The sequence below is a fragment of the Thiovibrio frasassiensis genome (assembly GCF_029607905.1).
In the GTDB taxonomy this organism is placed as follows: Bacteria; Desulfobacterota; Desulfobulbia; order Desulfobulbales; family Desulfurivibrionaceae; genus Thiovibrio; species Thiovibrio frasassiensis.
The window spans coordinates 402,649-429,570 of the sequence record NZ_JAPHEH010000001.1 but is presented as its reverse complement, the minus strand read 5'-3'; the positions used below and the strand labels follow the sequence as shown (position 1 = coordinate 429,570).

The following is a 26,922-nucleotide window of genomic DNA, read 5'->3' as shown; positions in this document are numbered from 1 at the left end:
CTTGTCGCGGTTGGTGAGCGGCGGGAAAAGAGGCGGAAAAATCTGGGGCATCCCTGCGAAGAGACTAAAACAACTTCCGCTGCCCGATAACCCCTGGCAGCCGTTGGGGAGACTTGATCCTGAGCACCTTATTGACATTCATCCTGCCGGTCACGACCTCAATATCCCGCACCGCAACCCCAAACTCCTCGGCCAGAAAGCGCACCATGTAGTCGGTCGCCTTTCCGCCCCGCGGCACCGCCTTGACGCTGACGCAGAGCTGATGTCCCTTGACCTTGCCGATGGCGTCTTTCTTGGCATTGGGGGTGCCGAGGATATTGAGGACCAGAACGTCGCCGTCCCAAGTGTAAAAGGGTCTTCCCGTCATCCCGCTCATCCCATCGGGTAAAGAATTTCTTGATTGACGCTGTCGCACTCTTGCAGGAGTTCTGGGGAAAGGACAGTTTCCGAGGCTTTGAGGGTATCGTCAAGCTGCGAAGGATGCGTTGCCCCGACGATGGTGCTGGGGACAAAATCAAAACTGAGCGTCCAGGCTGCCGCCATGGTTGCCGGGGCAAGCCCGTGTTTCATGGCGATGGCGGCATATTTTTGTGCCGCCGCAATGGAGCGGTCATTGGCGAATCGTCCGGCCTGCGCTTTCATCCTCGGGTCGGGATTGTTCAGGTACTCCCCGAAGCGAAATCCGTCCCAATTTCGGTCGGACTTGTACTTGCCGCTCAACACCCCGCCGGCCAGCGGCGAAAATGGGAGCAACCCGACCTGCTCTTTTTTGCAGACGATGGCAATTTCATCCAGGAAGCGTCGGTTGAGCAGGGAGAAGTTGTTCTGGATGCTCTCGAATCGCTTGAAGCCCCGATAGCGGCTGGTCTCCAAGGCTTTGGTCAACCCGTAGGCGTTCTCGTTTGAGGTCCCGATATAGCGCACCTTCCCGCTGCGTACGAGTTGGTCGAGCGCTTCCAGGCTCTCTTCAATGGGTACGACGGTGTCGGGCCAGTGGACCTGGTAGAGATCGAGGTAATCGGTCTTGAGCCTTCGTAAGCTCCCCTCGACGGCGGTGGTTATATGAAAGGCATCGATGGCCGTTAGGCCATGCCGCACCGGGGGGACGAACCAGCCATTGGCCGCGCCTGCGACCTTCGTGGCAACGATCACTGAATCCCGAGGCTTGCCTGCCAGCCACTCCCCAAAGATCGCTTCCGTGATCCCGTAGGTTTCCGCGGTGGGTGGAACGGGATAGACCTCAGCCGTATCGTAAAAGTTAACGCCATTGGCATAGGCCTTATCCAGGATTTCAAACGATATTTTTTTATCGCATTTTTTCCCGAAGGTCATGGTCCCCATGCAGATGTTGGAGACTCTCAGGCCGCTTTTTCCGATGTAGTTGTATTTCATATGGATGGCCGTAAGTTGTTGTGTTTAAGGGCGAGACAGGCCCGGAAAATGTCCAACTTGGCAACTGAAAAAGAGGACAGAGAGATCTACCCCTTACTTTTTTATTTCAGTAAGTTACTCGTAATGTGTCCACATGCGAAGAACCTTTACGGCTTTTTCTTCGGCAATAACCTGATAGACCAATCTGTGGTGAATATTGATCCTGCGAGAATAAGCCCCGGTTAGATCTCCAACGAGTTTTTCGTATGAGGGTGGATTCTGGAAGGGGTTTTCTGTGATGAATGAAAGCAGCTCTTCTACCTTTGGCTTCAACCCGGCTCTTTTGATCTTTTTTGCATCTTTTTGAGCGATTTTGGTGAACACTATTTTCCAGCTCACCAATCTAAATCCTCAGCACATTCCTCTACTGGGGTTTTTAATCCTTCTTGTATGGATTTTCTCATGCCTGGGATTGCAGTAAGGTAAAGAGTTTCTTGGATTGCTTCCCAATCATTTTCCGACACTAATACGGCGTTTGCCCTTTTGCCCTTGATTGTGACTGGCTTGTGCTCGGACGCGACTTCATCCACCAACCCGTACAACTTGGCCCTTGCTTCGGAAATAGTAAGTGTTGTCATAATATGTTGCCTCCCGAATAAACCGTACGACATATCGTACGAAAAAGCAAGGGCATGATTTGTAGACTGTTAAAAAAAAGGGGGCAGGAGGTGGTCGACGAGTTGGGGAGAGTAGAGGAAAATAGGGGAGTGTCCCTAGTTTTCCTACAACGCAAAGCTAAGACGCGCGCCTAGCCGAGGTTGAGTAAGTTCTGGTTGAAATGAGTTGGCCGAAGCCGATAAAACTGGCGTGCTCGCGCGTCGTGCTTGAGCGAATTGTTATATTTATTTCATATAGTTACTTCGAAGTCACATGTTCGTAAGCGATTTTGTGAAATTCTCTTATACACGTCAAAAGGCCTAAAAGTGAAATTTCAATATCAAAGGTGTCTTCATTGTCATGAGGGTTTGTGTCATGAAATTTTAGTGTAAGATTTTTTTCAAAATCAGCTTTGTCATTAATATCTCGTTGGTAATTAGGTGGAAAATGAATTTCAAAATTTCCATGTCCTAAAGCGTTCCTTATTCTCCGAAATGAATACCGAATTGTTGGGTTTGATTTCTTTGGTGATTCATACTGAACATTTTCAAATCCCCATTTGGGGTCTGCTGATTCAATTTTGTCTTCCGGGAGAAGATTGTACCAATGCTCTTTTGCCAGTAAAATTCCACAATAAAGGTTGCCAATAATGGATCCTAAATTATATGGAAGCCAATCAACGCCACCACACATTCTTTTCCACGCTGCATAGATTCCCGAAACTGATTCATCGCCCAACGATGGGTTTGTTATGGCTTCAGTAATATTCTTCAGGAAATTTAAAGAATAGATACTCCCAGAAACCACGTCCATTATTCTTTTTTCATTTATTAGGTCCGAATTATCTGACATGGATTATCCAAAATATAACGGCCGAGATAACCGGCTTGCCAACCAGCTGGCTACCAATTTTAAACGGTTATAATTATTGAAGCCAACTCAAGAGAACGCGCGTGCTCGCAAGTCGGGTTGATTGATTTGTTAACCAATTTCAAGTACTTAGGTGATTATTGGCTCGTTTTTTTTATTAAAATTGTCGCACTTCAAAGTTGAAGCTAGGTAAGTTTTTTAATTTCAGACCACAAATGCCAAGTTCCTGTGGTTTCCAATTTATTTGGTACAGACATTAAAGAAACGGCAACAATGTCCCCCTCTGTAATACTTTTTTCTCGTATAGCAGTTAGTTCATTTTCGTTAATATCTACGATCACGTAGGCTCCAACGGCAAAATCTTTGAGCGTTAACTCGAAGGGCTCACCTTCGGCGTCAATTTCCTCCACAACATAGATTGATGTCTTGTAAACAGGACGACCTAAGTTATTCATTGATATATCAATCCCGAAAGCACTTGCAAAAATATTTCTGGTACGAGTTAGTGCTTCATCAACACCTAAGGTTCCTACTTCAGTGCCAGCTGCTTCATTTGCAATTATGTTAACCATCTCTGAAAACTTTGAAGAGTCGATAGTTTTGTAATCAATTGCGCCCATTATTTGCGCATATATAGCTTTGATTGAATTTAAGGCATTTAATGCGTCGGAATTTAATGCCTCTTGGTTCTTTTGCTTGAAACCTTGGTTGAAATGAAGACAATCATTTCTAAGGCCCCGAATAATATGGAATTTGTCGGCTACGTCTTGAGTGATGGCGCCAAACCCCAATAATGTGTTAACACGGTTAAATTGGGATTGTGAATCAAGGTTGTGTCCGGCACTTGTTGCAAAAAAACGGCATAGATCTTCAGCGCATACGCCAACAAGAGCTATAGTGCTTGTATATGCACCAATTGAGTAAGTAAATTCCGCTTCCTTGAGTAGCTTTACGAAATCACCAACTTGCCCTATTGCACCTATGTCATCTATTTCCCATTGCCTTTCGACAATTGCCTCAATGGATTCATTTAGCCAGTTACGGTAAGATTCCTGAGCAAATTTTTTATCTCTCTCGATGAGGCGATCAGCATCTGGGTAAGCGAATTCTTTATAGTCAAATTTTTTGCTATCTATGTACATAGTTTCTATCTTGTTTGGTTAACGTTAAGGGTAAGTTGCCGGCCCCGTGCCTGCCGCGATTAGCGACGCCGAGCCTCTTCCGGTCAACTTGACCCGCTGGTTATAGCTTTCTTTTCAATTGCGTAGCGTGCAAGTAATTTGATTATGAATATGTCTTTTGAAATTTCTTTAAGGTTTGTATCGTAATCATATGTCACAACATTGTCCTTTCCGTGAGCTACTCCACACCTTATTTCATTATATAAATACTTCTCGATTGGAGTAGTACCTAAGGAACTGTTCAGGTGTGCTATTCGCCTTCTTGCTCTAGTCTTGTATGCTGTAAATAAGTTTCTTCTTCTGGATGGAGGATTGAGTGTATAACTTTCAATTATCTCCACGAAACCATAATCAAATTGAATAGAATCTCCTAAGTTGTTTCTTATCCATGTCTTTCCATTGTTTCCTGAAACACTTTCTATCACCCGGTAATAGCATAAGAATTCTGTCAATGGATCAACTTGTTTCAGCGCCATACTATATAGCTGTATCTCTTTTAAAACAGACCTGTATTTACTGTGTAAATTTATATTAACGGCTTTGAGATACGACTCTTCCCACAAAAACAGAATGTTTCCATTGAATTTTATATCAGTAATAGCATCAAATACATTTTGAATATTGGTATCGTAGTATGATGTATCTTTTGTGATATACTTGTTCTTTTTGATTGGTTTTATAGGCTTATGTGGTGAGTTTTTTGACTGTTTAGCAGAACGAAAGATAAAAGGAACATCATGCAGATATGCTAAGCAATCATTATAAAATACAATATCATTCAGATTAGGTTTTGTGCCATCAATAGTACAAATAAAGAGAGGAGAAGGTGGATGCTCAATACGATGGAGATAATACTTATCATCCAAAGTCATTAGCATATTATCAAGGAAGGTTATTCCTGAAGAAATAAAGTAATAATCGACCTTGGATAGAATTTTTCGGAGTTTTTTATTCATTACAAATACAAGCCACGGATCTTAGATGCTATAACAATAATATTATCGAGCTAGCTCGAGTTGTTTTTTTCTGCTCGATTTTTAGCCCTTTAATTGATTTTTCTGGGCAATTTGTGAGCATTTTTTTGCTTAAATAGCTACATATCCACCCCGTATGGGGGTGTTATCGAGCTAGCTATATAATTCCGGCTAAAAATAGTCAGGGGTGTTATCTACCCACCAAACAGCTGCATGGAGCATCGCACATTCAATGGCTGCGCGTCAAGCTAGGAGAACGAGAACGGCTATTTTCTCGCCGCTCCACTTTCCTTGTCAAATACTCGGCATTTCCGCTCGGGCGTGTAATTGGTGTAGATCTGAAATAATTAGGGACGGAGTCCGGTTTTCTGCCCTGCTTAAGCGCATTGTGCCCCATTTGTCCGGTTTATTTCATTCTTTATTGCTTTCAACTTTAAGGAGCTCTCCTGAGTAGTAGTCAAGCAATAGTGCGGATCGTAACACACCGTTTTTCCCTTGGACGTTACAATTTATATAACTTGTAGAGTCAATTTTGATCATTCCGTGATGACTGTGGATATGGCCGAAAATATGATATTTGGGTTTGAGTTTGGCCACGGCAGCGGCAAGCTCGGAGCAGCCATGCGATACAGGGCCATCTTGGTCGAAAATGCCTAACGGTGGGGCGTGGGTGACCAAGATATCGATTTTTGCTGGGATCATATCCCATTTTTCTTTCAGGGCTTGCCCTCGTGGCAAGGCAAAGGCATCGCAAGCATAGTCATTAAATGTTGGTTGCCAAGGCGTTCCGTAGAGAGTGATCCCGGAAAGAACAACACCTTCATCCTGAAGATATACCGCGTTAGATAAAAGAGCTTTGGCCTTTCCCGGGTCACGTGCCAGCCTGTGGTCGTGATTGCCTCCAATGACAATTTTATGCTTATGGGGAAGAGTTCCCAGGAAGTTGTTAAAGTTCGCAACATCTTGCGAAGTTCTGCAATGGGTCATATCGCCGGCAAATATTAAAATATCTGCATCGGGGATATTTATTCTCCCGTGTGTTGCATGGGTATCGCTGAAAAGAGCTAATTTCATTGTTAAGATTAGAATTGATCTATTTGGTCCTGGTGAAGGAAATCTGGGGACATCTCCCTGTTTTTTAATGAACTCTGGCTTTGTCCGGCTATGCCAACTGCTCCGGGTTCAAGCCCATGGCCTGCGCCAGCTTCTCCCGTGTGGCTTTGCGCAGCTTGGCCTCGCCAGACTCCATTTGAGAGAGCGCGGCCTGAGAAATTCCGGCCCGTTCGGCAACCTCGGCCTGGCGGTTATTCCGGGGACATCTTACTTAATTATTGTCAAGAAGTTATAGCTGATCGGGTTCAAGTTCATGGCCTTTGTCATCTTTCCCCATTTGTCTAGTTCCCAGGCCTGGGCACGGCATCGCCGAACTCCCTAGCCGTTGCAAGCCATGAGTGCTCTGCGTCCATGGCGTTGGCAATGGCCTCTTCGATGGTCTCGCCATCGGACATGCACCCGGGCAGGTCGGGGAAAGTCACCAGATAGCCCCGACCGTCCTCGTTTGACAATGGGCGCACCTCGAAAGAATATTTGATGGTCTCGGCCATGGCTCGGTTTCTTCTCATGCAGCCAATGGCGTGATGCGGGCAAGCGATTCCCCGGCGATTTTTTCAGCTTCCTCGGTGTCGTAGTCGGCCTGCAAGCCAAGCCAGAACCCCGGTGTGGTGCCGAAGGCGCGGGAAAACCGCAGGGCGGTGTCGGCGGTGACCGAACGCTTCCCGGCGCAAATCTCGCTGATGCGCATGGCCGGAACGCCGATGGCCTTGGCCAAGCGGTATTGGCTGAGCCCCATGGGTTTGAGAAATTCTTCCCGCAGTATCTCGCCGGGATGGATGTTGGGCAGTCTGTTCATGGTTGCCTCCTGTCAGTGATAGTCGCAGATTTCGACCTGCTCCGCGTTGCCGTCCGCCCAGGCAAAGCAGACGCGCCATTGGTCATTGATCCGGATGCTCCATTGTCCGTCCCGGTCTCCGGTAAGCCGTTCAAGCCGGTTGGCCGGGGGGATGCGCAGGTCGTCGAGAGCACGGGCGTTGTTCAGCATTCTCAGCTTGCGGCGGGCGACGGCCTGAATCTGATTGGGCAAACGCCGCGAAAATTCGCCGCGCCACACCTTTTCCGTGTCGCTGTCGTGGAATGCGGTGATCATGGAATATAATATTGCTTGGCGATATTATTGTCAAGCGGTATGAGTGGCATTTTTGTGCTTATCGCTTCCGTTTTCAGGGACAGTCCCGCAAGGCCCAGGAGGTATCATCAATATGTTGCTGAAGCGCTTTGGCTGAAGCCAGAACCTTGCCGTTGATCTTGTTGGCCTCGGTCATGCGCTTGAAGCTCAATATCCAATCCAGCCCGTTGTAGGATTGGTTGATCGCAAGCTCGACCCCCGCGATGAGGGGGACCTTTTTCGCGACCCATTTGCCAAAAACCTTATTGGCCGCGGCTATCTTCGAAATATCGAGCAGGGCCTTCAACTCCGGCGCCTCTGTCTCGAAATATTTTTGCAGTTGCGGATCTTCAAGCAACGCGTGGACTTCCTGGTTTGAAGAGGTCAACTGCGCCATCAGGCCGGACATCCCATCCTTGATGAAGGTTTGCCAGTCGAGGATGTTGCTGGTGAGTTCGGAGATTTTGCCTGCGGAAGAGAGCATTTTTAACCGTTTTATCTTGGCCTCAAGTGCGGCGATATCCAAGCCATCCTGCGCCATCTGCGCGGCATTCTTTTCGTAAATATGCTGCAAGCGATCCGCCGCTTTGCCTCGGTTGGCAACCCCTTCCAGCAATTGGCCGGTGAAATATTCGATGCCGTCCTTGGCCGCATTGAGCAGGGCGTTGCGGTTGGCGGTTTCCCAGGTGGTTACCTGTTCCTGCGCCATGGTGATGGTGTTGTGGAACTTGCCCCTCTGGGTGAGGAACCCCTGCAATTTCCGGTTCAGCTTGGCGCAATCCGGCGCCTTGGTTATGGGCTTGCCGTCAGCCTTTCCGTCGCGCGGCTTCGTGGCTGGAGCAGAGCCATCGCCCTCATTCTTTAGATTCTTGGTCACATAGGTGTTGGCGTTTTTCAGATCGACAACCCTGGGGTCGTTCTCTGGGTTGACCAGAAACTGAATGTCCTTGAGCGGCATGGTGTCCCCGAAGAAGGGGGTGGGCGGTCTTGGCTCGGCGGCGGTGTCGAAGGGTTTCCGGGCATCGGCGGCAAGGGTTTCCGGGTCATCGTCCAGGGTTTTAAAGGCAAGGGAAGCATCCGACAAACTTTTGAAGGCCACGCCCTGGGAACCATCCAATTGCTTGAACGACTGCATCATCTTGTTGTGTTCGGCCTGGAAGGCTGCCTCCTGGGCGCGCTGGTGCGCAGCCGCCTGCTGGGCGGCAAGGGCGGCGGCCTTTTGCTGGGCAACAAGGACTTCCTGTGCATTGTTCGAGCTGGTCGGGGGCGCGAACATGGAGGTCAGCAACCCCTGGAAGATAGTACCCACGACCATGGCGTTGATATCCCCGGATGTAACGCCATGCTTCTTGGTTTTGTGCCCCCCGGCAGGTTTATCGCACACGATCTGTCCGTTCACACAGGTGCACGGGATTCCCTGCAACGCATACGCCTTGGCCGATCCTTCGCAATCAAGCGCCGGCCCTGCCAAAGCCGGCAGGGGCAAGAGCACGCAACAGAAAATCAGAAGATGCTCAAAAAAATGTTTTGCTTGTATGTTCATCGTGCGAGTCCCATCCCGTTTTACTTGTTCACCATGGCTTCCCACTCATAGATCTTGTCCTGCCCGCTGCGAGCGTCCTTGGCGTCGGGGACCAAGAGGAGATACTGCTTCATATACCGGATTGCCGACTTGAACCACTGTATCTGCGCGGAGAGCAGGGCCAGATTGAAATAGGCGGGCGGGTAGGAAACCGGGTCCACCTCGATGGCCTTCTGGTACAGATCAATTGCCTTCGTATACTCCTTTCGTTCATTGAAGGCATTGGCCTGCACGACAAATTTTCTCTGCTCTTCCGATACCGGGGGCTTGATGGCAAGGGCTCGGTACTTGGCGGCGATTGTCTGGAAAAGAGCAAGCTCCTTATTCTGTCTCTCCGTCAGGTTCTCCACACTTTGTTGGATAACATAAAGGTCATCTGCGACTTTTGTTAAGTTCGGCAGACTTCCTGCGATCATGAAACCGGGAAGTGTGATTGCCCAGCTCGGCCCCCACTCATTGACAGCGAAATCCTGCCTGGGCGCTAACAAGGAGATGTCGAAAGCACGGGGAAGGCCCGGTTCAGGGGTAAGCTCCCACCTCACCGTCCCGTTTTCATTAACAATGATGTTGGTAATGTGACGCACAGGTGTAAACGGTCCTGTCGCCGTATATATCTTGCCGGCGCGTGCAGCGTTCAGAATATCATCCACGGCAACGGCACAGGTCATATCCGGCCGAGGAACAGGACGATATGCTACCTTGCCCACCCCTGCACATCCTGTTAATGTAACCATGAGCATAATATAACTACTGAAAACGAGAACAGTTTTGGCCTGATACCTCATAACCGGTTCCTCTTCCGTGCAATTTCTCTGGCAAAAGGCATCATGATGGATATTCACGACGCTTATTGCGTATTGTTTTATCGAGGCTTCCCATTCGTAAATCTCCTCCCTGGCGCTGCGGGCATCCAGCTTCCTCCCTTTCAGCGTTGATTTCCCTATTTCCGAGCTGAAATATCCACCCGAGCGACAGAAAGGGTAAGCGTATTCCCTCTTTCCGTTGCTGGAGAACTATCGGATTTTTCGTTTACCCGTTTCACAACCAGTTGCACCATGCTCCCTGGTTGCCCCCGCAGCTTCATGAGTTTTTCTCCATCTCCCTTGAGAAGAGACAATTCGCTTCCATCGACGGCAACAATTTCGTCTCCTTTCCTCAATCCTGCCTGTTCAGCCGGCGCCCCCGCAATTACCTCTGTAATCATCAGGCCACCCGCTGCGCCGGAAGAGACACCGGCACCAATTCCCCCCGTACCTAATGGCCCGATGAGGGCGAGCGCAAACGGCATGGTGCCGATTGCTGCAACCCCGTCACAACGCACTTTCGGGTCGGCAAACAGGCTGTCATTGCTGTTCATGATCATTTTAAATTTCATCACAGTCGACTTGAGCATAATGCGGCCATTCTCCCACGTTCCTTCGGCCTGGTTTTTTTCGGGGGGCAGGGAGCATGCTCCCGTCGTGTAAGGAGGTATCTCCGGCGACTCAAGCGTTCCCAGCAACTTGCTTCCCCTCGACTCAAGGTGAAAGACAAGGCTTTTATTGTCGTATACGTTGGGAGAAGGAATTGGATTATCATAAATCCAGGCCGCGGTGCTGCCGGAAAATGTAACAGTGGTATTCATTGTAATCGTCAATTTGTTACCTTCAGCAACGATGGAGGCCCTCAATGTGCCGTCGGCTGCCACCCATTCTCCAGCAAAGGCGTTAATCTGCTCTATCTGTTCGAGCCGATATTCCAGTTTAATGATCTCGTCCTTGACCTTCTGAGCGTCATTCGCCTTCGGCGCCAAGGCAACGTATTTGCGATAGCTTTCAATGGCATCCTTCAATTGCCCTATCTTGGCCTGTGCCAACCCCAGATTGTACCAGGCGGGCGCCAAGGTGGGGGCAATCTCGGTGGCTTTCCTGAACTCCTTGACGGCTGCCGCCAACTCGTCATTGCTCTTCGCCATTTCTACGGCAGCCATGCCGCGCACCATGTATGTATGGGCGTCCTCGGGATTGCTCTGGGCCAAGGCTGGTGCAGCCAAGGCTAGGACAAGGGAAATCGTAAGCAGCAAAGAAAAATAAGCTCGATGCATAGGTCTTCTCCCGGAGATATAAAGGGACGTTAGCGCGAGACGCGCGAGTTGTGCGGCTCTATTTCAATTCCCATTCGTAGATCTTGTCTTGAGCAGCGCGGGCATCGTTGGCGTCCGGCACCAAAAGCAGATACTGTTTCATATAAGCAATGGCCGGTTGGAACCGCTGCATCTGGGCACAAAGCAGGGCCAGGTTGAAATAGGCCGGCGGGAAAGAGACCGGATCGACGTCGATGACCTTGCTGTACAGATCAATGGCCCCGGCATACTCTTTTCGTTGATTCAGGGCATTGGCCTGCACGATGTATTTCCGCTGCTCCTCGGAGACCGGCGGTTTGACCTTCATCCCGCGATATTGCGTCGCCTTTGCCTGAAAAAGAGCGAGCCGTTCGTCATGCTTCTTCTGCAATGCCTGCTGGATAACAAAGAGGTCGTCGGCAAACCGTTGCGCATCGGGCAGGCCTTCGAAGACAAAGGACATCAGCCCCGGGAAATGGATTTTATAGGGGCGCACAATCCCTTCCATGTTCTTTTCCACAACATGGCGGCCCCAGGAGGGCCATTCCGTTGTTTTTATAACCACGATGGGTTGGTCCAAGAGATCGGCATAGAAAAAGAGGATACGGGGGTGCACCTCGATCCGGTCATCCAGGGCGCTACTGCCTGAAAAGGCCATGAATAGCAGTTCGTTCTGCGGGTCGTACCAGAAGGTGATCGGGCCGCTTTTGCCCCGGATGAATGCCGTTAACGCCTCCTCATTGGCACTATTGTTAAGGCCGGGTTGCCCATGGTATTTGATGCCGGGGTTTTTGCTGCCGGCCAGCAGCGCGGCCAGATCCTTCTTCGCCGCCTCAGGGCTCACAATTTCGGGCCGGGGCTTGGGGTGATAGGTGTACCCTGCCGGGATAACGTCCTTGGGCTGGCTCCCGCCGGAATCCATGGGAGCGCAGCCCGGCAAAGCGGCTATGATGGAAAAAGACAGAGTGAATGCCAAGAGCGCTTTCAACCGAGACATACTATTTTTTCCTCCCGCTGTTTTCAGATTGATACGAAGAGTGCGGCTGTTCCGTTCAGACAGTATCCTGGCGCATCATTGCTTGGCTTGTAGCGAAGAGACATCGATGCGCTGGATGGCGAGGGTAAAGGGGGCTTGGTTGCCTTTCCGCCAGAGCTCCAGCGTGACGGTGCTCCCAGGCTCGCCGTACAGTCGGACCACGGCTTGGCCCGCGGAGAGGCTTTTCACTGCCACGCCGTCGATGGCCAGGATCTCATCCTCGTCGCGCAATCCCGCCTCAAAGGCCGGGGTTCCCGGCTTCACCCCCACTTTCAAGCGTCCCTGCCAGCCGTATTGGACCATGGAGAAACCGCCATCCCACCATTGCGTGAGTCCCGAGAGGGTCACGTCCAGCCAGCCTTTTCCGAGGGGGCCGTAGAGCGTGTCTTCCGCTGTTTTCTTCCCGACGGCAACGACGCCGCCGCAACTGTCGTCGCCCAGAAGGGACATCTGCGTGGAAGCCTGGTAGCTCGTGCTCTCATGGTGCAGGACGATCTTGCCCTCACGGTCGTTCAGTTCGCCGGCGGCCTCCGAGGTGTCCGGGGGGATCATGCATTTGTCCGCGCGCACACCCCCCCGGCTCCAGGTGCCGGTGAGACGGTTGCCCTGCAGGGTGAGCTGGTATTCCGCCGGGGTGTACCCCGAGACCGGGACATCGCCGACCAGGGAATAGGTGGAGCGGACTTCCTCTTCCGGCACCCGCCGCTGGTCGGTTTTAAGGGTCAGCCGATTGCCGTTGAGGGTCAGGCGGTAAAAAGAGCCGTCCTGCCCCACCCAGAGTCCCACCCGCGCCTGGGCCTTGGCCGCCAGTTCCCTCCGGAATTCGAGTTTGACGATTTCATCGCGCACGGTTTGCGCGTCTTTGGCGTCGGGGGCAAGGGTCAGGTATTGGCGAAAGCTGGCCATGGCCTCGTTATTGCGTCCCAACTGGGTTTGGGCCTTGCCTAGGTTGAACCAGGCAATGGCCATCCGCGGGGCAATCTCGGTGGCCAGGCGGAACTCGTCTTCGGCCAGGGCCAGGTCATCGTTGGATTTGGCCATTTCAATGGCGGCCATGCCGCGAAGCATATGGCGCCGGGCATCTTCCGGCGTGCCGGTGGCGCGGGTTTTTTGCCCCACCGTTGGTTGCGGCGCAGCAGTATGGGCCGGGGCGGTCGGCGTACCCGGATTTTGGGCAATGTTTGTCCTTGTGCTTGGCGTGGTTGCATGCGGGGCAACGGACAGCGGCGCGGGCGGCTGTTCCACCGCGCATCCGGCCAGCAAAAGGGTGGTTATGCTCCACAAGAAGATGGGGTTGCGCATTGTGGTCCTCCGGGTTTGGTCCTTAAAGGCATAGGGGCTGCACCGCGAAGCATTGTGCAAGAGTTTAGCGGGAGCCCCATGCGTTGATTGCAGGTTGTACCTCCCGCTGTTGAGCCAACGGCGCAGCGGGATTATCGTTTCGTCGTTCCGGACTCCTCGTCAAACACCGGGCATTTCCGCTCCGGCGTGTAATTGGTGTAGATCTTGTCGCTGTAATCCTTGTGGCAGGGCAAACATTGTCCCACCCGCAGGATGCGGGCCAGTTCTTTTTTGTTGAAGGGGCGCAGGTCGGGGCGGGCGCTTTTTTGCAAGGGTTTGCCGTTGATGTCCACGTAGCCGTCCAGGGGCGGGGTGGGGCCAGCCTCGGTGGTGATGCCTTGGTCAACCCCGCTGAACCGCCACTCTCCCTTTTCCTTCCAGGCCGTGCCCTCGCCCAAGCCCACGGTCTTGGTGGAGGTGTGGCAGTCCGCGCAGGTGCGGCCCTCTTTTTGGGTGGTGTGGGGGCTGAGGGCCGCCATGGTCAGGGAGTTGAAGGAGCCTGCCGCTTTGCCCTCCTTATCGATCAGGGTCACGAAGTCCTGACAGCCGGGGGTGACGGTGACGATCTTGTCCTTCCAGATGGCGAGCATGGGTTTTTCGTAGCGGAGATAGGAGCGGCCCTCTTCCCACCAGCCCGGGGTTTCCTTGCCGGTCAACTTGTCGAGATGGGTTTCCCGCATGTCCCGCTTGGCGTGGCAGCCGTAGCATTGCGGGATCCAGCTGGAATGGCAGGATTGGCAGCCCATCCGCTTGTGCCCCGGGTAATCGCAGGTCCCGCTCTTGGGCGGGTTGAGGGGGTGCTTCTTCTCGCTGAGCTTGCCGATGAGGAGATATTTCCCCTCCGGGGTCTGTTCGAGGTTGTTGAGCTTCTTGTTCTTGCGGGTGAGGCCGGGTTTGCCCTCCTTGGGGTTCACGTGGCAGAGGGCGCAGGAGATCTCCAGGGCCTTTTCGTAATGGGGGTAATTGGTGCCGTCGCCCATGATCTCGTCGCGGGTGTGGCAGTCGATGCAGGCCATGCCCTTCTGGTGGTGGATGTCCGAGGGCAGATCGAGGTAGAAGCGGTCGCCGGGCAGCTCTTTTTTCGAGGGGCTCCCTTTTTCGTAGGGGGTGCCGTAGCTCTCCCCCTCGTAGACCCCGATAAACGAGGTGCCCACCCTGCCGCTCCGGTTATGGCAGCGGATGCAGTTCTCCATGGGCACCTTTTTGTTGATGAGCGGGTGGGGCTTTTTCTTGAGCTGGCCGAACTTAAAAAAGGTTTCCCAGGGCTTGATTGCCTGCGGGGCCTGGGGCCTGACGTAATGGCAGGCGGAGCAGCCGCCGCCCTTCTCGCCGAAGAACCCTTCCAGATCGCCTTTTTCCTTCCAGAGATGGCAGGTAGCGCAGAGCTTGCGGTAATAGTCGATGGCCAGGGAGGTCTTGCCGGTTTTGTTGAGTTTTTCCACGGAAAAATCGCCGTTCTGGTCCGGGGCCTCGCCCCAGTAGTGGAGCAGGGTGGCGAGAATCCCGCGGTTGGTGGCCATCAGCGAGTTTTTCACCTTCTTGACATCCTGGGCGTGGCACCCTTCGACCCCGCAGGTTTTCTCCACTACCCGCAGGTCGCCGGGATTCATGACGATGCCCTTATGCGCCGCTTTCTTCTCGATGGCCAGCGGGTCGCCGAGATGGCAGGCGGAACAGCCCAGGACCTCGCGGCCGTGGGCCGGGTCGAGCTTTTCATCCTTATGGCAGGAGAGGCACATCTCCACCTGGCCGTTGACCAGCTGGTAGAGCTTGTCCGGCCTCTTGGTCAGATTCTCGCGGACCACCAGGGCCAGCACCAGCATCAGCAGAGCGAGGATGGTCCAGCGGGGGGAGATGGGGGGAAGCTTCATGGTTGCGCCCCTTCCCGGTACCCTTCGGCCGTGGGGTAGCGGCGGCCCTGGCCGAAGGCCTTGGTCGTGACCTTGAGGCCTAAGGGAGCCTGTTTGCGTTTGTATTCGTTGATCCGGATCCGGCGGACCACGTCCTCCACCACCGTTTGCGCAAAGCCCATGGCCACGATCTCGGCTATGGAGCGGTGTTCCTCGAGATAGGCGGCCAGGATTGCGTCCAGCACCGGGTAGGGCGGCAGGTCGTCTTCATCCTTCTGCTCGGGGGCGAGCTCGGCGCTGGGCGGCTTGTCGATGGTGCGGACAGGGATGACCTCCCGCTCGGTGTTGAGGAAGCGGCAGAGCGCGTAGACCAGCTGCTTGGGCACATCGGCGATCACCGCCAGGCCGCCGCTCATGTCGCCGTACAGGGTGCAGTAGCCCACGGCGTTTTCGCTCTTGTTGCCGGTGGAGAGCAACAAGCGACGCTGTTTGTTGGCGATGGCCATGAGCAGATTGCCCCGGATGCGGGCCTGGATATTCTGTTCGGTGACATCCACCGCTGCCCCGGCAAAGACGGGGGCCAGGGCGGCGAGATAGGCCTCGAAGAGCCCGGAGATGGGCAGGATGGAAAATTCGATACCCAGGTTTTTGGCCAGTTGTTCGGCATCCTCCAGGCTTTCCGGGGAGGAGTAGGGCGAGGGCAGGGCCAGACCCAGCACGTTTTCCGGTCCCAGGGCGCGGGCGGCGATGGCTGCGGTCAGGGCCGAATCCACCCCGCCGGACAACCCGATGACTGCTTTGCTGAAACCGCATTTTGTCACATAGTCGCGGGTGCCCAGCACCAGGGCCTCGCAGACCTCGCCGGTCTCCTGCTCCGGGTCAACGGGGGTGGAGTGGATTTCCCCCTGCCAGGTCTCGGTGTCCACCACCACCAGATCTTCGCGGAAGCGGGCGGCCCGGGCGATAACCGTGCCGGCTTTGTCCAGGGCGATGCTGTCGCCGTCAAAGATCAGGGAATCCTGGCCGCCCACCTGGTTGACATAGATAAAGGGCAGCTGGTACCGTCGGCAGAGGTTGGTGAAGATCTTCTGCCGGATGCCGCTCTTGCCCAGGGTGAAGGGGGAGGCGGCGAGATTGATCAGGAGATCAACCGGCGTCTCGGCCTGGGCCAGCATACTGTCCACCGGATCAGTGGCATAGAGGGGGCGGGGAAAGAGGCTTTTGTCGTTCCAGATATCCTCGCAGATGGTGACCCCCAGGTGCAATCCCTTGTAGCGGAAGGTTCCGTTGCTATGGCCCGGCTCGAAGTAGCGGGCCTCGTCAAAGACATCGTAGGAGGGGAGCAGCTGTTTGTGGGTGGTGCAGAGGAGCTCGCCGTCGCTGAACAGGACCGCGCTGTTGTGCAGCGGCTTGCCGGCGGGGTCGGGGTTGCGGCTGACCAGGCCGCAGAGCACACCGATTCCGCTGGTTTTTTTCACCAGTTGGGCAAAGGCGTGGTCCTGATCGTTGAGAAAGACCGACCGTTCAAGGAGGTCCTGGGGCGGGTAGCCGCTGATGGCAAGTTCCGGCAAGATGGCCAGCCGGCATCCCGCCGCCTTGGCCTTGTCCAGCCAGGTGGTGATGGCGGCAATATTTGCGGCAAAGTCGCCAATAACCGGGTTGTATTGGATGAGGGCTATTTTCATGGCCGGTATCATAGCATAATCATTATGGAAAGGGGATGGAAAAAGGTCAGGCCCGGCGGGCATCTTGGTGCATCATTTTGCTTGCCAAGCAACAGGGTAACGGGCTAATTTAAGAGCCGTTACGGAGCAGTGTTCGCCGCCCGCAGACAATCCCTGCCGACTGCCGCGTCTTTGGCCGCCGCCTTTTCGCACTCAGGAGCCCCTCTTGAAAAAATACTTTGTGGTCGATACCAATGTCCTCCTGCACAATGCCGATTCCCTCACCGCTTTTGCCGACAATATCGTGGTTCTGCCCATCTCGGTTATCGAGGAGTTGGATAAGTTCAAGAGCCATAACGACGAACTGGGCCGCAATGCCAGATATGTGATCCGCCAGCTCGATGCCTTGCGCCAGAAGGGCAGGCTCGGTGAAGGGGTGGTCATGGACGGCGGCGGCACCCTGCAGATCTATATGGAAAAGGGCCAATGTATCGACACGGGGTTGGACATGCATGTGGCGGACAACCGGATCCTGGCCGTGGCCTTCACCCTGCTCAAGCAAGGAAAAACGGTCATCTTCGTGTCCAAGGACATCAATGCCCGGATCAAGGCCGACGCCCTGGGCATCGAGGTGATGGATTTTGAGAAACAGAAGGTCAATATCGACGAGCTGTACCGGGGGCAGCGGGAGATCCTGGTGCCCGGCTTGGTGATCGACGAATTTTACCAGAAGAAACAGGTCGCAACCGAAGCGCTTGATCTGATGCCCAACGAGTTTGTCCTTTTGCGGGACGAGGAGGATGAAAAGCATACCGCCCTGACCCGCGCCCGGGAGGGGCAGATGTTGGGCCCCCTGCACGAGGAGTACGAAACGGTCTGGAACATCCGCTCGCGCAGCAAGGAGCAGCGCATGGCCTTTGAGCTCCTGATGGACCCGGCCATCCAGTTGGTGACCCTGGTGGGCCAGGCCGGTACCGGCAAAACCCTGCTGGCCCTGGCTGCGGCCCTGGAGTGCGTGCTCAGCCTGAAGCGCTACGATCGGATTCTCGTCTCCCGGCCCATCATCCCCATGGGCAAGGACCTGGGCTACATGCCCGGTGACAAGGATGAGAAGCTGGCCCATTGGATGCAGCCGATCTTCGACAATCTCACCTATCTGATGGCCGACGGCGCCAAGCGCAAGGAGCACGAAACCGACGAATCGGCCAAGCAGAAGGTGGACAAGCTCCTGCAATCCCATGTGGTGGAGCTGGAGGCGTTGACCTATATCCGCGGCCGCTCCATTCCCCGTCAGTTTGTCATCGTGGACGAGGCCCAGAACCTGACGCCCCACGAGGTGAAAACCATCATCAGCCGGGCCGGAGAAGGGACCAAGATGGTGCTCACCGGCGATCCGTACCAGATCGACAACCCCTATCTCGATACCAGCAGCAACGGCCTGGCCTACGCGGTGGAACGGCTGAAGCAGCAGAAGATTCACGGCCACATCACCCTGCTCAAAAGCGAGCGGAGCGTGCTGGCCGGGGTAGCCGCCGATTTTCTCTAATACGGGCTTGTTCTTTTGTCGGCTTTGATTATAGTCTGCCAACGTGCTGTGTATTGGGCACTATGCAACATTTTGAGGAGTACCCGTGGAATTTGAACCGAAATGGATAGCCTGGGAGATCACCAGGCGCTGCAATCTCAAATGTGTGCATTGCCGCTCCTCCTCCGGGCTGGAGGCAAAAGGACACCCTGATTTCACCCTGGCCGAGGCCAAGCGGGTGCTGGACGATATCGCCTCCTACGGCAAGCCGGTGGTGGTGCTTTCCGGTGGTGAACCCCTGCTGCGGGCCGATGTCTTTGAGATCGCCCAGTACGGCACCGACCTGGGGCTGCGCATGTGTCTGGCCACCAACGGCACCCTGGTGACCCAGGAGATCTGTGGCAAGATCAAAGCGGCCGGAATCCGCATGGTTTCCCTGAGCCTGGACGGGGCGAGCGCTGCAGTGCATGATAATTTCCGCAACCAGCCCGGCGCCTTTGCCGGCACGATCAACGCGGCCAAGCTCTTTAAGGAGAACGGCATCTCCTTTTTGATCAACTCCTCCTTCACCAAGCGCAACCAGGAGGAGATCCCCAAGATCTACCATCTCGCCAAGGAGCTCGGGGCCACGGCCTGGTACATGTTCATGATCGTACCCACCGGTCGCGGCGAGGATATCATGGACGAATTGATCGCCCCGGAGGATTACGAGAAGCTCCTGGTCTGGCATTACGAGATGGAAAAGGGAGAAAAGGATATCCTGGTCCGCCCCACCTGCGCCCCGAACTACTACCGGGTCGTGCTCCAGCAGGCCAAGGCGCAGGGCGACGATTTCGAGCGGCGGACCCTGCAGTTTTCCACCGGCGGCGCCAAGGGGTGTCTGGCCGGGCAGTTGATCTCCCTGATCGATGTGGACGGCAACGTCCTGCCGTGCAGCTATTTCCCCCTGGCCGCAGGCAACATCCGGGAGAAATCCTTCAAGGAGATCTGGGAGCATTCGGAGCTGTTCCACGATCTGCGCAATTTCAAGGCCTACAAGGGCCGCTGCGGTTCCTGCGAGTATGTCAACGTCTGCGGGGGGTGCCGGGCCAGGGCCTATGCCGTGAGCGGCGACTACATGGCGGAGGAGCCCTACTGCACCTACGTCCCGAAAAAAATGAAAAATGAAAAGTTAAGAGTGAAAAGTTAAGAGTGAAGGGGCGCCATGAGCGCCTGAGTGGGTGTTTCTTCCTTGTAGCGGGGGGCATTTTTCATTCTACATTTTTCATTCTGCATTCCTAACTGGAGGAAACATGAACGAGACGTTTTTGAAGGCCTGTCGCGGGGAAAAGACCGAGTACACTCCTGTATGGCTCATGCGTCAGGCGGGCCGTTATCTGCCCGAGTACCACACGGTCCGCAGCAAGTATACCTTTCTGGAGTTGTGCAAGACCCCGGAGGCCGCGGCGGAGGTGACCATCCAGCCTGTGGATATCCTGGGGGTCGATGCGGCCATCCTTTTCTCCGACATCCTGGTGCCGCTCGAGAAGATGGGGGCTCCCCTGGAGTTCCATGAGAAGCGGGGGCCGGTGTTTCTTGAGCCGATCCGGGACCGGGCCGGGCTGGAGAAGCTGCACGTGCCCGACCCGGAGGCGGAGCTGGGCTACGTCATGGAGACCATCCGCATCCTGCGCCGGGAGCTGGCCGGGCGGGTGCCGCTCATCGGTTTTTCCGGGGCGCCTTTCACCCTGGCAACCTATCTCATTGAGGGCGGCTCTTCCAAGAATTATTTTCTCACCAAGAAGATGATGTACACCGATCCCGTGCTCTATGCGGAGCTCTTGAACAAGATCACCGACTGCACCATCGAGTATCTCAAGGCCCAGGCCGCGGCCGGAGCCCAGGCTTTGCAGATCTTCGATTCCTGGGCTGGGGTGCTGGCGCCCCGCGATTTTGCCGAGTTTGCTATCCCGTACGTGAAACGGATCATTGCGGCCCTGAAAGCGGCTGAGGTGACGGTGCCCATTATCTACTTCGCCAACAACGGCGCGACCTTGCTCTCTCAGTCTCTGGAGAGCGGCGCCGACGTGCTGGGCCTTGACTGGCGGCTGCCGCTGGACGAGGCGGTGAAGGTGGTGGGGCAGAGGGTCTCGCTCCAGGGCAACATGGATCCCATCGCCCTGCTGCTGCCGCCGGCCAAGATGGAGCGACTGATCCAGGATATCCTCGATCAGGCCAAGGGCGCCCGGGGCCATATCTTCAACCTCGGTCACGGCATCGTCCCGGAGATTCCGCCGGAGCAGGCGAAATTTTTCGTTGAAGCGGTGCATCGGTTGAGCAAAAAAGGCTGAGCAAATGATTCCCTCCATTGCCCAATGTTTCGCGCTGATGGAGCAGTATGCGATGCTGCCCAATATCCGGGCCCACTCCCTGATGGTCGGGCGGGTGGCGGCACGCATCGGCCAGGGGTTGGCCCGCTCCGGGCACACCCTGTCCCTGGAGCTCATCGTCAGCTCCGCTCTGCTGCATGATATTGCCAAGACCGCCACCCTGGAGACGGAGTTGCGCCATGATGAGTTGGGCAGGGAGATCTGCCTCAAGCATAGCTTGGATGAGCTGGCAGAAATCGTGGCCGAGCATGTCATCCTGAAGGGGGGGATGCCGGAGCGCTGTTCGGAAAAAGAGGTCGTCTATTACGCGGACAAGCGGGTACTCCACGATCAGGTGGTGGGGCTTGAGGCCCGGCTTGACTATATCCTCCACCGTTACGGCAACGGGGACGAGATGCTCCATACCAGAATCCGGCAAAACTTTGCCCAGGCCCATGCCATTGAAGAGCGGCTGTTCGCGGAGCTTGATTTTCCCCCGGAGGAGCTGGGGACGCAATTAGACCGGGATCTCTTTCGCTTGGAGGGGTTCGGTGCATGAACAAACCCATCGGCGTCATCCTCCTCAATCTCGGCGGGCCGGAAACCCTGGCCGATGTCGAGCCGTTTCTGCGCAATCTCTTCTCCGACCGCACCATCATCCGCCTTTCCCCCTTTCCTTTTTTGCAGAAATTCATTGCCCGCAGGATCGCGGCCAGTAGGGCGCCGAAGAGTTGCGAGGCCTACCGCTTGATCGGCGGCGGCTCGCCCTTGGCCCGGATCACCGGGGAGCAGGGCAGGGCTTTGGAGGCAGTGCTGGGTGCGGAAGGTAATTTTACGGTGCGCATGGCCATGCGCTACTGGCAGCCCGACGCGGAGAAGGCCTTAGCGGAATTTGCTCGGGCCGGGGTGCGCCGGATTGTCGCCCTGACCCTCTACCCCCATTATTCCCGGGCCACCACCGGCTCGTCCCTCGATGCGCTCCGGGAGGCGATTGCTGCCGCAGGGCATGATTTCGAGTTGGCGGAGATTCGGGAATGGCCGGAGCAGCGGGACTATGTCGGGTGCCTGGCGCAGAGCATTAAAGAGGGGCTGGCACGGTTTGCCGGGGCACCGGCGCAGCTGGTCTACAGCGCGCACAGCCTGCCGGTTTCCTTTATTCGGGAGGGCGATCCTTACCTGGAGCAGATCAAGCGGACCATTCAGGCGGTGGAAACAATCAGCGGGGTGGGCGGGGAATTGTGTTTTCAGAGCCGCAGCGGGCCGGTGGAGTGGCTTGCCCCTTCGACCCCGGAGATGCTGGCGCGCTTGGCCAAGGCAGGGGGAAAGAATGTCCTGATGGTCCCGATCAGCTTTGTTTCCGACCACGTGGAAACCCTGTATGAGATCGACATCCAGTATCGGGAGCTGGCTGCCTCGTTGGGGCTGCGGCTGGAACGGACCGATTCCCTGAACATCAATCCCGCATTCATCCGCGGGCTGGGGGTGTTGGTTGCTGATTGCTGTCGGCAACAGGGCTGGCTCTAAAATGAGAAGATGGCTCGGGGACCCCGGCGCTCAGCTGGACCCCATATAGCGGCGCATCCGAATATTCATCAAAAGCCCAAGCCCTGCCAGGTTGGTGAGCAGCGAAGAACCGCCGTAGCTGATCAGGGGCAGGGGCACCCCGACAACGGGCAAGAGGCCCATGACCATGGCCAGGTTGATGAAGGCCTGCCAGAAGATAAGCGAAACCACCCCAAAGGCAAGCAGCACTCCGAATTTATCCCTGGCCGAGATGGCGATGTTCAGCCCCCAGAGGATCATGAAAAAATAGCAGACCACCAGAACCACAGAGCCCATAAACCCCCACTCCTCGGCCCAGACCGAAAAGGCGAAGTCGGTGTGCCGTTCCGGGAGAAAATCGAGCTGGCCCTGGGTACCCTTCATAAATCCCTTGCCGAAGATCAAGCCGCTGCCCACCGCAATTTTTGACTGGATGATGTGATAGCCCGTGCCCAGGGGGTCGTTTTCCGGATTGAGAAAGGTGGTAACCCGCTGGCGCTGGTAGGGTTTCAGGAAGAACTTCCAGGCAATGGGGATGGCGGAAAGCCCCCCGCATAAGAGAGTGGCCAGGGTGGTCCAGCGGAGTTTGACAAAGAGGGTCATGGAGATAAAGACAAACCCCAGCAACAGGCCGGTGCCGAGGTCGGGCTGTTTGGCAATGAGCAGGAAGGGCAGGCCGGTCAGCAGGGCAGGCACTGCCAGGTCGAGCAGGGTGAAGCCCTTGCCTGTTTCTTTGCGGTAATAGTAGCTTGCCAGGGTAATGACCAGGATGAGCTTGGCCGGTTCCGACGGCTGCAATCGGAAAAATCCGAGATTGATCCAGCGCTGGGCGCCGCCAATGGTTTTACCGAAAACCAGGGCGAAGACCAGGAGGAGAATCATCGCCACATACAAGGGGTAATTCAGGGTGAGCAACACCCGGTAGTCGATACTGACGATGAGGAGGAGGATGGCCGCGCTGAAAAGGTAGTAGGTGAGTTCCTTCAGATAGAGCGGGGTGCCCACATTGGTGTAGAGATGGGTTGAACTGTAAAGGTTGGCCAGGCCGATGAAGGCGACAACAAGTACGGCTCCAATCAGGACCCAGTCGATATTCAGAAACAGGCGGCGGTCAAAGCGTAACATTATTCTTCCTTTTCATCCTTGGTAAGGGATGGTGGTGTCTCGACTGCGTCCCCCGGTGTGCCGTTTTTGAGCTCGAAATAGCGCTTGTAGACCGCCCTGGCGATAGGGCCAGCCGCGGAACCGCCGTGCTGGCCATGCTCAACCAGGACGGTCACGGCAATCTCCGGTTTTTCCGCGGGGGCGAAGGAGGTGAACCAGGCATGGTCCCGGTATTTGTAGGGGATGGCTTTCTCGCTCATGCCTTCAACCTGGGCGAGACGGACCACCTGGGCGGTGCCGGTCTTGCCGCCGATGAGGACATCGGGGAGCTTCACCGCCTTGGCGGTGCCGCCCGGTGAATTGACCACCCCGACCAAGGCTTCCTTGATGAGCGCCAGCGAGTGTGCGGAACCGAGAATCTTGCCTTCGCTGATCGGGGTAAAGGTTTTCAGGGTTCTTCCGTCAGGCGCGGTGATGCTCTGGACCAGCTGGGGTCGGTAGAGGGTGCCGCCGTTTACCACCGCCGCCGTCATGCGGCAGAGCTGCAGGGGGGTGGTCAGCACATAGCCCTGGCCGATGGCGACGGAGAGGGTTTCCCCGTCCTGCCATTTTTCCTTGTAGCGTTGTTGTTTCCACTCCATGGAAGGAATGATCCCGCCTTTTTCATGTTCGAGTTCTATCCCGGTCTTCTTGCCAAGTCCCAGGCTGGTGGCGTACTTGGCGATTTTGTCCACCCCCAGCCGCATGCCCACCGAATAAAAATAGACGTCGCATGATTCGATCAGGGCCCGCTGGAAATCCACCGTCCCGTGGCCGCCTTTCTTCCAGCAGCCGTAGCGCCGGTTGCCGAAATTCAGGGAGCCGCCGCAGAAATAGGTGGCGTCCGGGGTGATGATCCCCTCGGAGATGGCTGCCAGGGCGGTAACGATCTTAAAGACGGAACCTGGCGGATATTGTCCCTGAATGGTTTTGTCGAGCAACGGGTTGAGCGGGTCATCGAGCAGCCTGTTCCAGGCGGTTTGCGAGATGCCGCCGACAAATTCCTGGAGATGGAGCGGCGGGGAGCTGCACATGGCGAGCAGGTTGCCGGTGTTCACATCCATGACCACCACGGCGCCGGCCCTGCCGTCCATCGCTTCTTCCGCGACCCGCTGCAGCTCGATATCGAGGGTCAGGTGCAGGTCGTTGCCTGGGAAAGGTTCCTGCAGCTGCATCTGGCGCTGTTCAAAGCCATGGACGTCAACTTCCAGATAGTTGCGGCCTTTTTCGCCCTTGAGATACTTTTCAAAGATCTTTTCCACTCCCTGTTTGCCGACCTGATCGCCGCTTTGGTAACTGGCGTAGCGTTTTTCCGTCAGTTCGCGCGGGCTGATCTCGGCAAGATAGCCAACCAGATGGGAGGCAAAATCACCGTAGAGGTAGTCCCGGGAGGGAATAACCTCGATGCGGACCCCGGGCAGGGATAGGTGTTTGTTCTCGATGGCGGCCAGGGTTTCCCAGTCGATATCTTCCTTTAGCCTGGTGGGCATGTAGCGGGGATTTTCCGTGGCGGCCCGGATTCTGTCCAGGAGTACGGAGATATCTTCGTGGAGGATCCTGGCGAGATCTTTAATGACCTCATCGGGGTTCGGTGCGTCTTCCCGGCTCCAGACCACATTGAAGCGAGGGCGGTTGGTGATGATCGGCTGACCGGTGCGGTCCAGGATATTGCCGCGCGGAGCGGCAATATCCTGGATGCGGATGCGGTTCATCTCGGAAAGTTTTGCGTATTCATCGCCCCGATAGATCTGAAGATACCAGAGTCTGGTGATCAGGAGGGCGGCGGAGAGTATGATCAGGACCATGGCAATATCGATCCGCTTTTTGAGCATCTTGAGCTCGGCGGGATCGATCTTGTTTATTTTGGCAAGGGGACGTGGCGGCATGTTTTTAAAGGAGATCCTTGCTACATCCGGTAGCGGTTGCCTGTTTTGGAGCGGCGAAAGGGATTGTTCGCGTTCTTGCTGTCAAAAGCTGTGGTGAGCCAAAGGAAAAAATTGAAAAAAGGGATACAGATTACCGAGAGGATCAGGACTTGGAGGATTTCATTGCCCCAGGCCCAGTACAGTCTGCTCTCCGGCGACAGGATTGAGGTGAAAACAAAGATGCTGCTGGCGGTAAACAGGTAGCTCAGGGCAACGAGCGGGATTTGGTGAATCGACTCATTGATGGCCAGGTGCCTGGAAATGAGTTGGAGAATAAAGAAGAGAATAAGGTAGATCACGGGGTGCAGGCCAAGAAAGACCCCGGAGAAGATATCCATAATCAGGCCGAACAGCAAGGCCAGCATCGCCCCTTTATAGAGATCGAGGTAGGTGCCAAGAAAAACAATAAACAAAAACAAAAGGTTAGGTCGGCCAAACCACTCGGGTAGGGCATGAAGCAGGGTGGTCTGCAGGATGAGAAGGATAGTTCCTGAGAGAAAAAGAAAACTTAGAACCATTGGGATAGGATCTGGGTTGAGATTGTCGGCGGCAAGGGTTGGCGCACCGCCTGGGGCATGGCCGAATCTTCAGGGGAAAGGGCGGTGCCCTGAAGGGAGGAGGGATTTTTCTGGTAAATGTGCGCCATTATTTTGCCAGCGGATCCTTTTTCATGACAATGATCAAATACTCAAGTTGCGAGAAATCCGCCGCAGGTTCGATCTCGATTTCCTGGAACATGCCCCGCCCTGCTTTTTCTGCTTTGGCGACCGTGCCGATCGGCACCCCTTTTGGGAAAACCCCTCCGATCCCGGAGGTGACAATCCTGTCGCCTTTGCTCACCTCGGCGTTTTTGAGCACATATTCCATGTGGAATCCGGCGCCGCCACCTTTGACAATCCCCTGCACCCTGGTTTCCTGGACCAGTCCGTCAAGGGCGCTGTTCGGGTCGGTTGCCAGAAGAATCTTGGCAAAATGGGGCGAGGTGTTGGTGACCTGACCGACCACGCCTTCCACCGTTACGGCGGGCATGCCTGCCTGGACTCCATCGCTGCTGCCCCGGTCAATGATGATGGTTTTGAACCACTGGGAAGGGTCCACCCCGATGATTTCCGCGGTAAGGGTGGGTGCCGGGAGGGTTTCCTTCATCTCAAGCAGTTTTGCCAGCCGGACATTGGTTGCCACGGCTTCCCGGTATTCATTGTTGACCGCTTTGTGTTTTTGCAGCTCTTCCCGCAGCCGGGCGTTTTCTTCCCGGACGTTGATCAGGGCGGTATAGTTCTGCCAGCCATTTTTGAAGCTGCCGGTCATCCGGGTCATGGCATACTGCGCCGTGCCGATGACCTCAAGGGCTAATTTGTGGGGAGCATTAAATTCCTGGCGTCCCACCGTGGAGACAATCAGGATAATGAACAGGGCGAGGAGAAGGCCGAAAAAAAGAAAGAGTCTGATCTGCCTGGCGCGTTTGTTTTTTTTCCTCATCACAGACTCTGAAAATAGTTGTATGTCGCCATGTTTCTCTGAAAGGTAAAGAGAGGAAAGGTGCGCCTGGGGATTTTGTTGCCTATAATGAGCACTCTGTCAGCCTGACCGC

At 55.1% G+C, this 26,922-nt stretch carries 28 protein-coding genes and 1 pseudogene; 5 read left to right on the top strand and 24 right to left on the bottom strand.

All coding sequences use genetic code 11. The features are described 5' to 3' along the window. Positions 1 to 64 precede the first annotated feature (64 nt). The 19 genes and pseudogenes from OLX77_RS01985 to OLX77_RS01900 all read right to left on the bottom strand — a co-directional run bounded on the left by OLX77_RS01985 (position 65) and on the right by OLX77_RS01900 (position 16,869). Positions 65 to 367: a DUF167 domain-containing protein gene (locus OLX77_RS01985; protein ID WP_307631908.1), complete on the bottom strand. Its 303-nt coding sequence runs from the start codon at positions 365 to 367 to the stop codon at positions 65 to 67. A gap of 5 nt (positions 368 to 372) precedes the next feature. Then, a complete protein-coding gene (locus tag OLX77_RS01980; RefSeq protein WP_307631907.1) occupies positions 373 to 1,392 on the bottom strand; it encodes an aldo/keto reductase in 1,020 nt (339 codons plus the stop codon). Positions 1,393 to 1,506: 114 nt separating this feature from the next. Beyond that, positions 1,507 to 1,770, bottom strand: a complete 264-nt coding sequence (locus tag OLX77_RS01975; protein ID WP_307631906.1) for a Txe/YoeB family addiction module toxin — start codon at positions 1,768 to 1,770, stop codon at positions 1,507 to 1,509. Further along, positions 1,767 to 2,009, bottom strand: a complete 243-nt coding sequence (locus tag OLX77_RS01970) for a type II toxin-antitoxin system Phd/YefM family antitoxin (protein ID WP_307631905.1) — start codon at positions 2,007 to 2,009, stop codon at positions 1,767 to 1,769. The genes OLX77_RS01975 and OLX77_RS01970 overlap by 4 nt, the downstream gene beginning before the upstream one ends. A gap of 277 nt (positions 2,010 to 2,286) precedes the next feature. After that, positions 2,287 to 2,880, bottom strand: a complete 594-nt coding sequence (locus OLX77_RS01965) for a HEPN family nuclease (RefSeq protein ID WP_307631904.1) — start codon at positions 2,878 to 2,880, stop codon at positions 2,287 to 2,289. A gap of 203 nt (positions 2,881 to 3,083) precedes the next feature. Then, positions 3,084 to 4,040, bottom strand: a complete 957-nt coding sequence (locus OLX77_RS01960; protein WP_307631903.1) for a hypothetical protein — start codon at positions 4,038 to 4,040, stop codon at positions 3,084 to 3,086. Positions 4,041 to 4,123: 83 nt separating this feature from the next. Further along, complete coding sequence (mauJ, locus tag OLX77_RS01955; protein WP_307631902.1) at positions 4,124 to 5,035, bottom strand: methylamine utilization protein MauJ; 912 nt, start codon at positions 5,033 to 5,035, stop codon at positions 4,124 to 4,126. A 429-nt stretch (positions 5,036 to 5,464) separates the two neighbouring features. Next, positions 5,465 to 6,127: a metallophosphatase domain-containing protein gene (locus OLX77_RS01950; RefSeq protein ID WP_307631901.1), complete on the bottom strand. Its 663-nt coding sequence runs from the start codon at positions 6,125 to 6,127 to the stop codon at positions 5,465 to 5,467. An 88-nt stretch (positions 6,128 to 6,215) separates the two neighbouring features. Further along, positions 6,216 to 6,362: pseudogene (locus OLX77_RS13230) on the bottom strand (helix-turn-helix domain-containing protein); the annotation flags it as partial. An 85-nt stretch (positions 6,363 to 6,447) separates the two neighbouring features. Continuing rightward, complete coding sequence (locus OLX77_RS01945; RefSeq protein WP_307631900.1) at positions 6,448 to 6,657, bottom strand: type II toxin-antitoxin system HicB family antitoxin; 210 nt, start codon at positions 6,655 to 6,657, stop codon at positions 6,448 to 6,450. A gap of 14 nt (positions 6,658 to 6,671) precedes the next feature. Then, a complete protein-coding gene (locus tag OLX77_RS01940; RefSeq protein ID WP_307631899.1) occupies positions 6,672 to 6,962 on the bottom strand; it encodes a HigA family addiction module antitoxin in 291 nt (96 codons plus the stop codon). A 12-nt stretch (positions 6,963 to 6,974) separates the two neighbouring features. Beyond that, positions 6,975 to 7,256 (bottom strand): type II toxin-antitoxin system RelE/ParE family toxin, encoded by a 282-nt coding sequence (locus tag OLX77_RS01935; RefSeq protein ID WP_307631898.1) that lies wholly within the window; start codon positions 7,254 to 7,256, stop codon positions 6,975 to 6,977. A gap of 73 nt (positions 7,257 to 7,329) precedes the next feature. Then, entirely contained in the window at positions 7,330 to 8,817 is a 1,488-nt protein-coding gene (locus tag OLX77_RS01930) for a hypothetical protein (RefSeq protein ID WP_307631897.1), read from the bottom strand. 20 nt (positions 8,818 to 8,837) lie between these two features. After that, positions 8,838 to 9,641: a tetratricopeptide repeat protein gene (locus tag OLX77_RS01925; protein WP_307631896.1), complete on the bottom strand. Its 804-nt coding sequence runs from the start codon at positions 9,639 to 9,641 to the stop codon at positions 8,838 to 8,840. A 155-nt stretch (positions 9,642 to 9,796) separates the two neighbouring features. Then, positions 9,797 to 10,939, bottom strand: coding sequence for a PDZ domain-containing protein (locus OLX77_RS01920; RefSeq protein ID WP_307631895.1), 1,143 nt, complete (start codon positions 10,937 to 10,939; stop codon positions 9,797 to 9,799). Between the two features lie 58 nt (positions 10,940 to 10,997). Further along, complete coding sequence (locus OLX77_RS01915) at positions 10,998 to 11,954, bottom strand: tetratricopeptide repeat protein (protein WP_307631894.1); 957 nt, start codon at positions 11,952 to 11,954, stop codon at positions 10,998 to 11,000. A 75-nt stretch (positions 11,955 to 12,029) separates the two neighbouring features. Further along, the gene (locus OLX77_RS01910; protein WP_307631893.1) at positions 12,030 to 13,295 is read right to left on the bottom strand and encodes a PDZ domain-containing protein; all 1,266 of its coding nucleotides are present in this window, start codon (positions 13,293 to 13,295) and stop codon (positions 12,030 to 12,032) included. A gap of 131 nt (positions 13,296 to 13,426) precedes the next feature. Then, entirely contained in the window at positions 13,427 to 15,205 is a 1,779-nt protein-coding gene (locus OLX77_RS01905; RefSeq protein ID WP_307631892.1) for a hypothetical protein, read from the bottom strand. Further along, a complete protein-coding gene (locus OLX77_RS01900; RefSeq protein ID WP_307631891.1) occupies positions 15,202 to 16,869 on the bottom strand; it encodes an NAD+ synthase in 1,668 nt (555 codons plus the stop codon). The genes OLX77_RS01905 and OLX77_RS01900 overlap by 4 nt, the downstream gene beginning before the upstream one ends. A gap of 205 nt (positions 16,870 to 17,074) precedes the next feature. Here OLX77_RS01900 and OLX77_RS01895 point away from each other — a divergent pair, with 205 nt between their 5' ends. The 5 genes from OLX77_RS01895 to hemH all read left to right on the top strand — a co-directional run bounded on the left by OLX77_RS01895 (position 17,075) and on the right by hemH (position 22,245). Then, positions 17,075 to 18,394: a PhoH family protein gene (locus OLX77_RS01895; RefSeq protein WP_307631890.1), complete on the top strand. Its 1,320-nt coding sequence runs from the start codon at positions 17,075 to 17,077 to the stop codon at positions 18,392 to 18,394. An 85-nt stretch (positions 18,395 to 18,479) separates the two neighbouring features. Beyond that, entirely contained in the window at positions 18,480 to 19,562 is a 1,083-nt protein-coding gene (locus OLX77_RS01890; protein WP_307631889.1) for a radical SAM/SPASM domain-containing protein, read from the top strand. A 103-nt stretch (positions 19,563 to 19,665) separates the two neighbouring features. Beyond that, positions 19,666 to 20,703 carry a uroporphyrinogen decarboxylase gene (gene hemE, locus OLX77_RS01885; protein ID WP_307631888.1) on the top strand — a complete coding sequence of 346 codons (1,038 nt, stop codon included), beginning with the start codon at positions 19,666 to 19,668 and terminating at the stop codon, positions 20,701 to 20,703. Positions 20,704 to 20,707: 4 nt separating this feature from the next. Beyond that, on the top strand, positions 20,708 to 21,280 hold the full coding sequence (locus tag OLX77_RS01880) for an HD domain-containing protein (RefSeq protein WP_307631887.1): 573 nt from the start codon (positions 20,708 to 20,710) through the stop codon (positions 21,278 to 21,280). Further along, positions 21,277 to 22,245, top strand: a complete 969-nt coding sequence (gene hemH / locus OLX77_RS01875; RefSeq protein ID WP_307631886.1) for a ferrochelatase — start codon at positions 21,277 to 21,279, stop codon at positions 22,243 to 22,245. The genes OLX77_RS01880 and hemH overlap by 4 nt, the downstream gene beginning before the upstream one ends. Positions 22,246 to 22,275: 30 nt before the next feature. Here the strand turns inward: hemH and rodA are convergent, their stop codons facing one another. The 5 genes from rodA to mreC are packed head-to-tail and all read right to left on the bottom strand — an operon-like array spanning position 22,276 to position 26,810. Next, positions 22,276 to 23,388: a rod shape-determining protein RodA gene (gene rodA, locus OLX77_RS01870; RefSeq protein ID WP_307631885.1), complete on the bottom strand. Its 1,113-nt coding sequence runs from the start codon at positions 23,386 to 23,388 to the stop codon at positions 22,276 to 22,278. Beyond that, complete coding sequence (gene mrdA, locus OLX77_RS01865; RefSeq protein WP_307631884.1) at positions 23,388 to 25,292, bottom strand: penicillin-binding protein 2; 1,905 nt, start codon at positions 25,290 to 25,292, stop codon at positions 23,388 to 23,390. Before mrdA ends, rodA begins: the two co-directional genes overlap by 1 nt. A 20-nt stretch (positions 25,293 to 25,312) precedes the next feature. Beyond that, a complete protein-coding gene (gene mreD, locus OLX77_RS01860; protein ID WP_307631883.1) occupies positions 25,313 to 25,849 on the bottom strand; it encodes a rod shape-determining protein MreD in 537 nt (178 codons plus the stop codon). Continuing rightward, the gene (locus OLX77_RS01855) at positions 25,840 to 25,977 is read right to left on the bottom strand and encodes a hypothetical protein (RefSeq protein WP_307631882.1); all 138 of its coding nucleotides are present in this window, start codon (positions 25,975 to 25,977) and stop codon (positions 25,840 to 25,842) included. Before OLX77_RS01855 ends, mreD begins: the two co-directional genes overlap by 10 nt. Then, a complete protein-coding gene (gene mreC, locus OLX77_RS01850) occupies positions 25,977 to 26,810 on the bottom strand; it encodes a rod shape-determining protein MreC (protein ID WP_307631881.1) in 834 nt (277 codons plus the stop codon). Before mreC ends, OLX77_RS01855 begins: the two co-directional genes overlap by 1 nt. Between the last annotated feature and the right edge of the window lie 112 nt (positions 26,811 to 26,922).

Bases quoted from the DNA above. Each gene is read 5' to 3' on its own strand.
- OLX77_RS01985 (WP_307631908.1), bottom strand. From the start codon at position 367: ATGACGGGAAGACCCTTTTACACTTGGGACGGCGACGTTCTGGTCCTC.
- OLX77_RS01980 (WP_307631907.1), bottom strand. From the start codon at position 1,392: ATGAAATACAACTACATCGGAAAAAGCGGCCTGAGAGTCTCCAACATC.
- OLX77_RS01970 (WP_307631905.1), bottom strand. From the start codon at position 2,009: ATGACAACACTTACTATTTCCGAAGCAAGGGCCAAGTTGTACGGGTTG.
- OLX77_RS01965 (WP_307631904.1), bottom strand. From the start codon at position 2,880: ATGTCAGATAATTCGGACCTAATAAATGAAAAAAGAATAATGGACGTG.
- OLX77_RS01960 (WP_307631903.1), bottom strand. From the start codon at position 4,040: ATGTACATAGATAGCAAAAAATTTGACTATAAAGAATTCGCTTACCCA.
- mauJ (WP_307631902.1), bottom strand. From the start codon at position 5,035: ATGAATAAAAAACTCCGAAAAATTCTATCCAAGGTCGATTATTACTTT.
- OLX77_RS01950 (WP_307631901.1), bottom strand. From the start codon at position 6,127: ATGAAATTAGCTCTTTTCAGCGATACCCATGCAACACACGGGAGAATA.
- OLX77_RS01945 (WP_307631900.1), bottom strand. From the start codon at position 6,657: ATGGCCGAGACCATCAAATATTCTTTCGAGGTGCGCCCATTGTCAAAC.
- OLX77_RS01940 (WP_307631899.1), bottom strand. From the start codon at position 6,962: ATGAACAGACTGCCCAACATCCATCCCGGCGAGATACTGCGGGAAGAA.
- OLX77_RS01935 (WP_307631898.1), bottom strand. From the start codon at position 7,256: ATGATCACCGCATTCCACGACAGCGACACGGAAAAGGTGTGGCGCGGC.
- OLX77_RS01930 (WP_307631897.1), bottom strand. From the start codon at position 8,817: ATGAACATACAAGCAAAACATTTTTTTGAGCATCTTCTGATTTTCTGT.
- OLX77_RS01925 (WP_307631896.1), bottom strand. From the start codon at position 9,641: ATGAGGTATCAGGCCAAAACTGTTCTCGTTTTCAGTAGTTATATTATG.
- OLX77_RS01920 (WP_307631895.1), bottom strand. From the start codon at position 10,939: ATGCATCGAGCTTATTTTTCTTTGCTGCTTACGATTTCCCTTGTCCTA.
- OLX77_RS01915 (WP_307631894.1), bottom strand. From the start codon at position 11,954: ATGTCTCGGTTGAAAGCGCTCTTGGCATTCACTCTGTCTTTTTCCATC.
- OLX77_RS01910 (WP_307631893.1), bottom strand. From the start codon at position 13,295: ATGCGCAACCCCATCTTCTTGTGGAGCATAACCACCCTTTTGCTGGCC.
- OLX77_RS01905 (WP_307631892.1), bottom strand. From the start codon at position 15,205: ATGAAGCTTCCCCCCATCTCCCCCCGCTGGACCATCCTCGCTCTGCTG.
- OLX77_RS01900 (WP_307631891.1), bottom strand. From the start codon at position 16,869: ATGAAAATAGCCCTCATCCAATACAACCCGGTTATTGGCGACTTTGCC.
- hemE (WP_307631888.1), top strand. From the start codon at position 19,666: ATGAACGAGACGTTTTTGAAGGCCTGTCGCGGGGAAAAGACCGAGTAC.
- OLX77_RS01880 (WP_307631887.1), top strand. From the start codon at position 20,708: ATGATTCCCTCCATTGCCCAATGTTTCGCGCTGATGGAGCAGTATGCG.
- hemH (WP_307631886.1), top strand. From the start codon at position 21,277: ATGAACAAACCCATCGGCGTCATCCTCCTCAATCTCGGCGGGCCGGAA.
- rodA (WP_307631885.1), bottom strand. From the start codon at position 23,388: ATGTTACGCTTTGACCGCCGCCTGTTTCTGAATATCGACTGGGTCCTG.
- mrdA (WP_307631884.1), bottom strand. From the start codon at position 25,292: ATGCCGCCACGTCCCCTTGCCAAAATAAACAAGATCGATCCCGCCGAG.
- mreD (WP_307631883.1), bottom strand. From the start codon at position 25,849: ATGGTTCTAAGTTTTCTTTTTCTCTCAGGAACTATCCTTCTCATCCTG.
- OLX77_RS01855 (WP_307631882.1), bottom strand. From the start codon at position 25,977: ATGGCGCACATTTACCAGAAAAATCCCTCCTCCCTTCAGGGCACCGCC.
- mreC (WP_307631881.1), bottom strand. From the start codon at position 26,810: ATGAGGAAAAAAAACAAACGCGCCAGGCAGATCAGACTCTTTCTTTTT.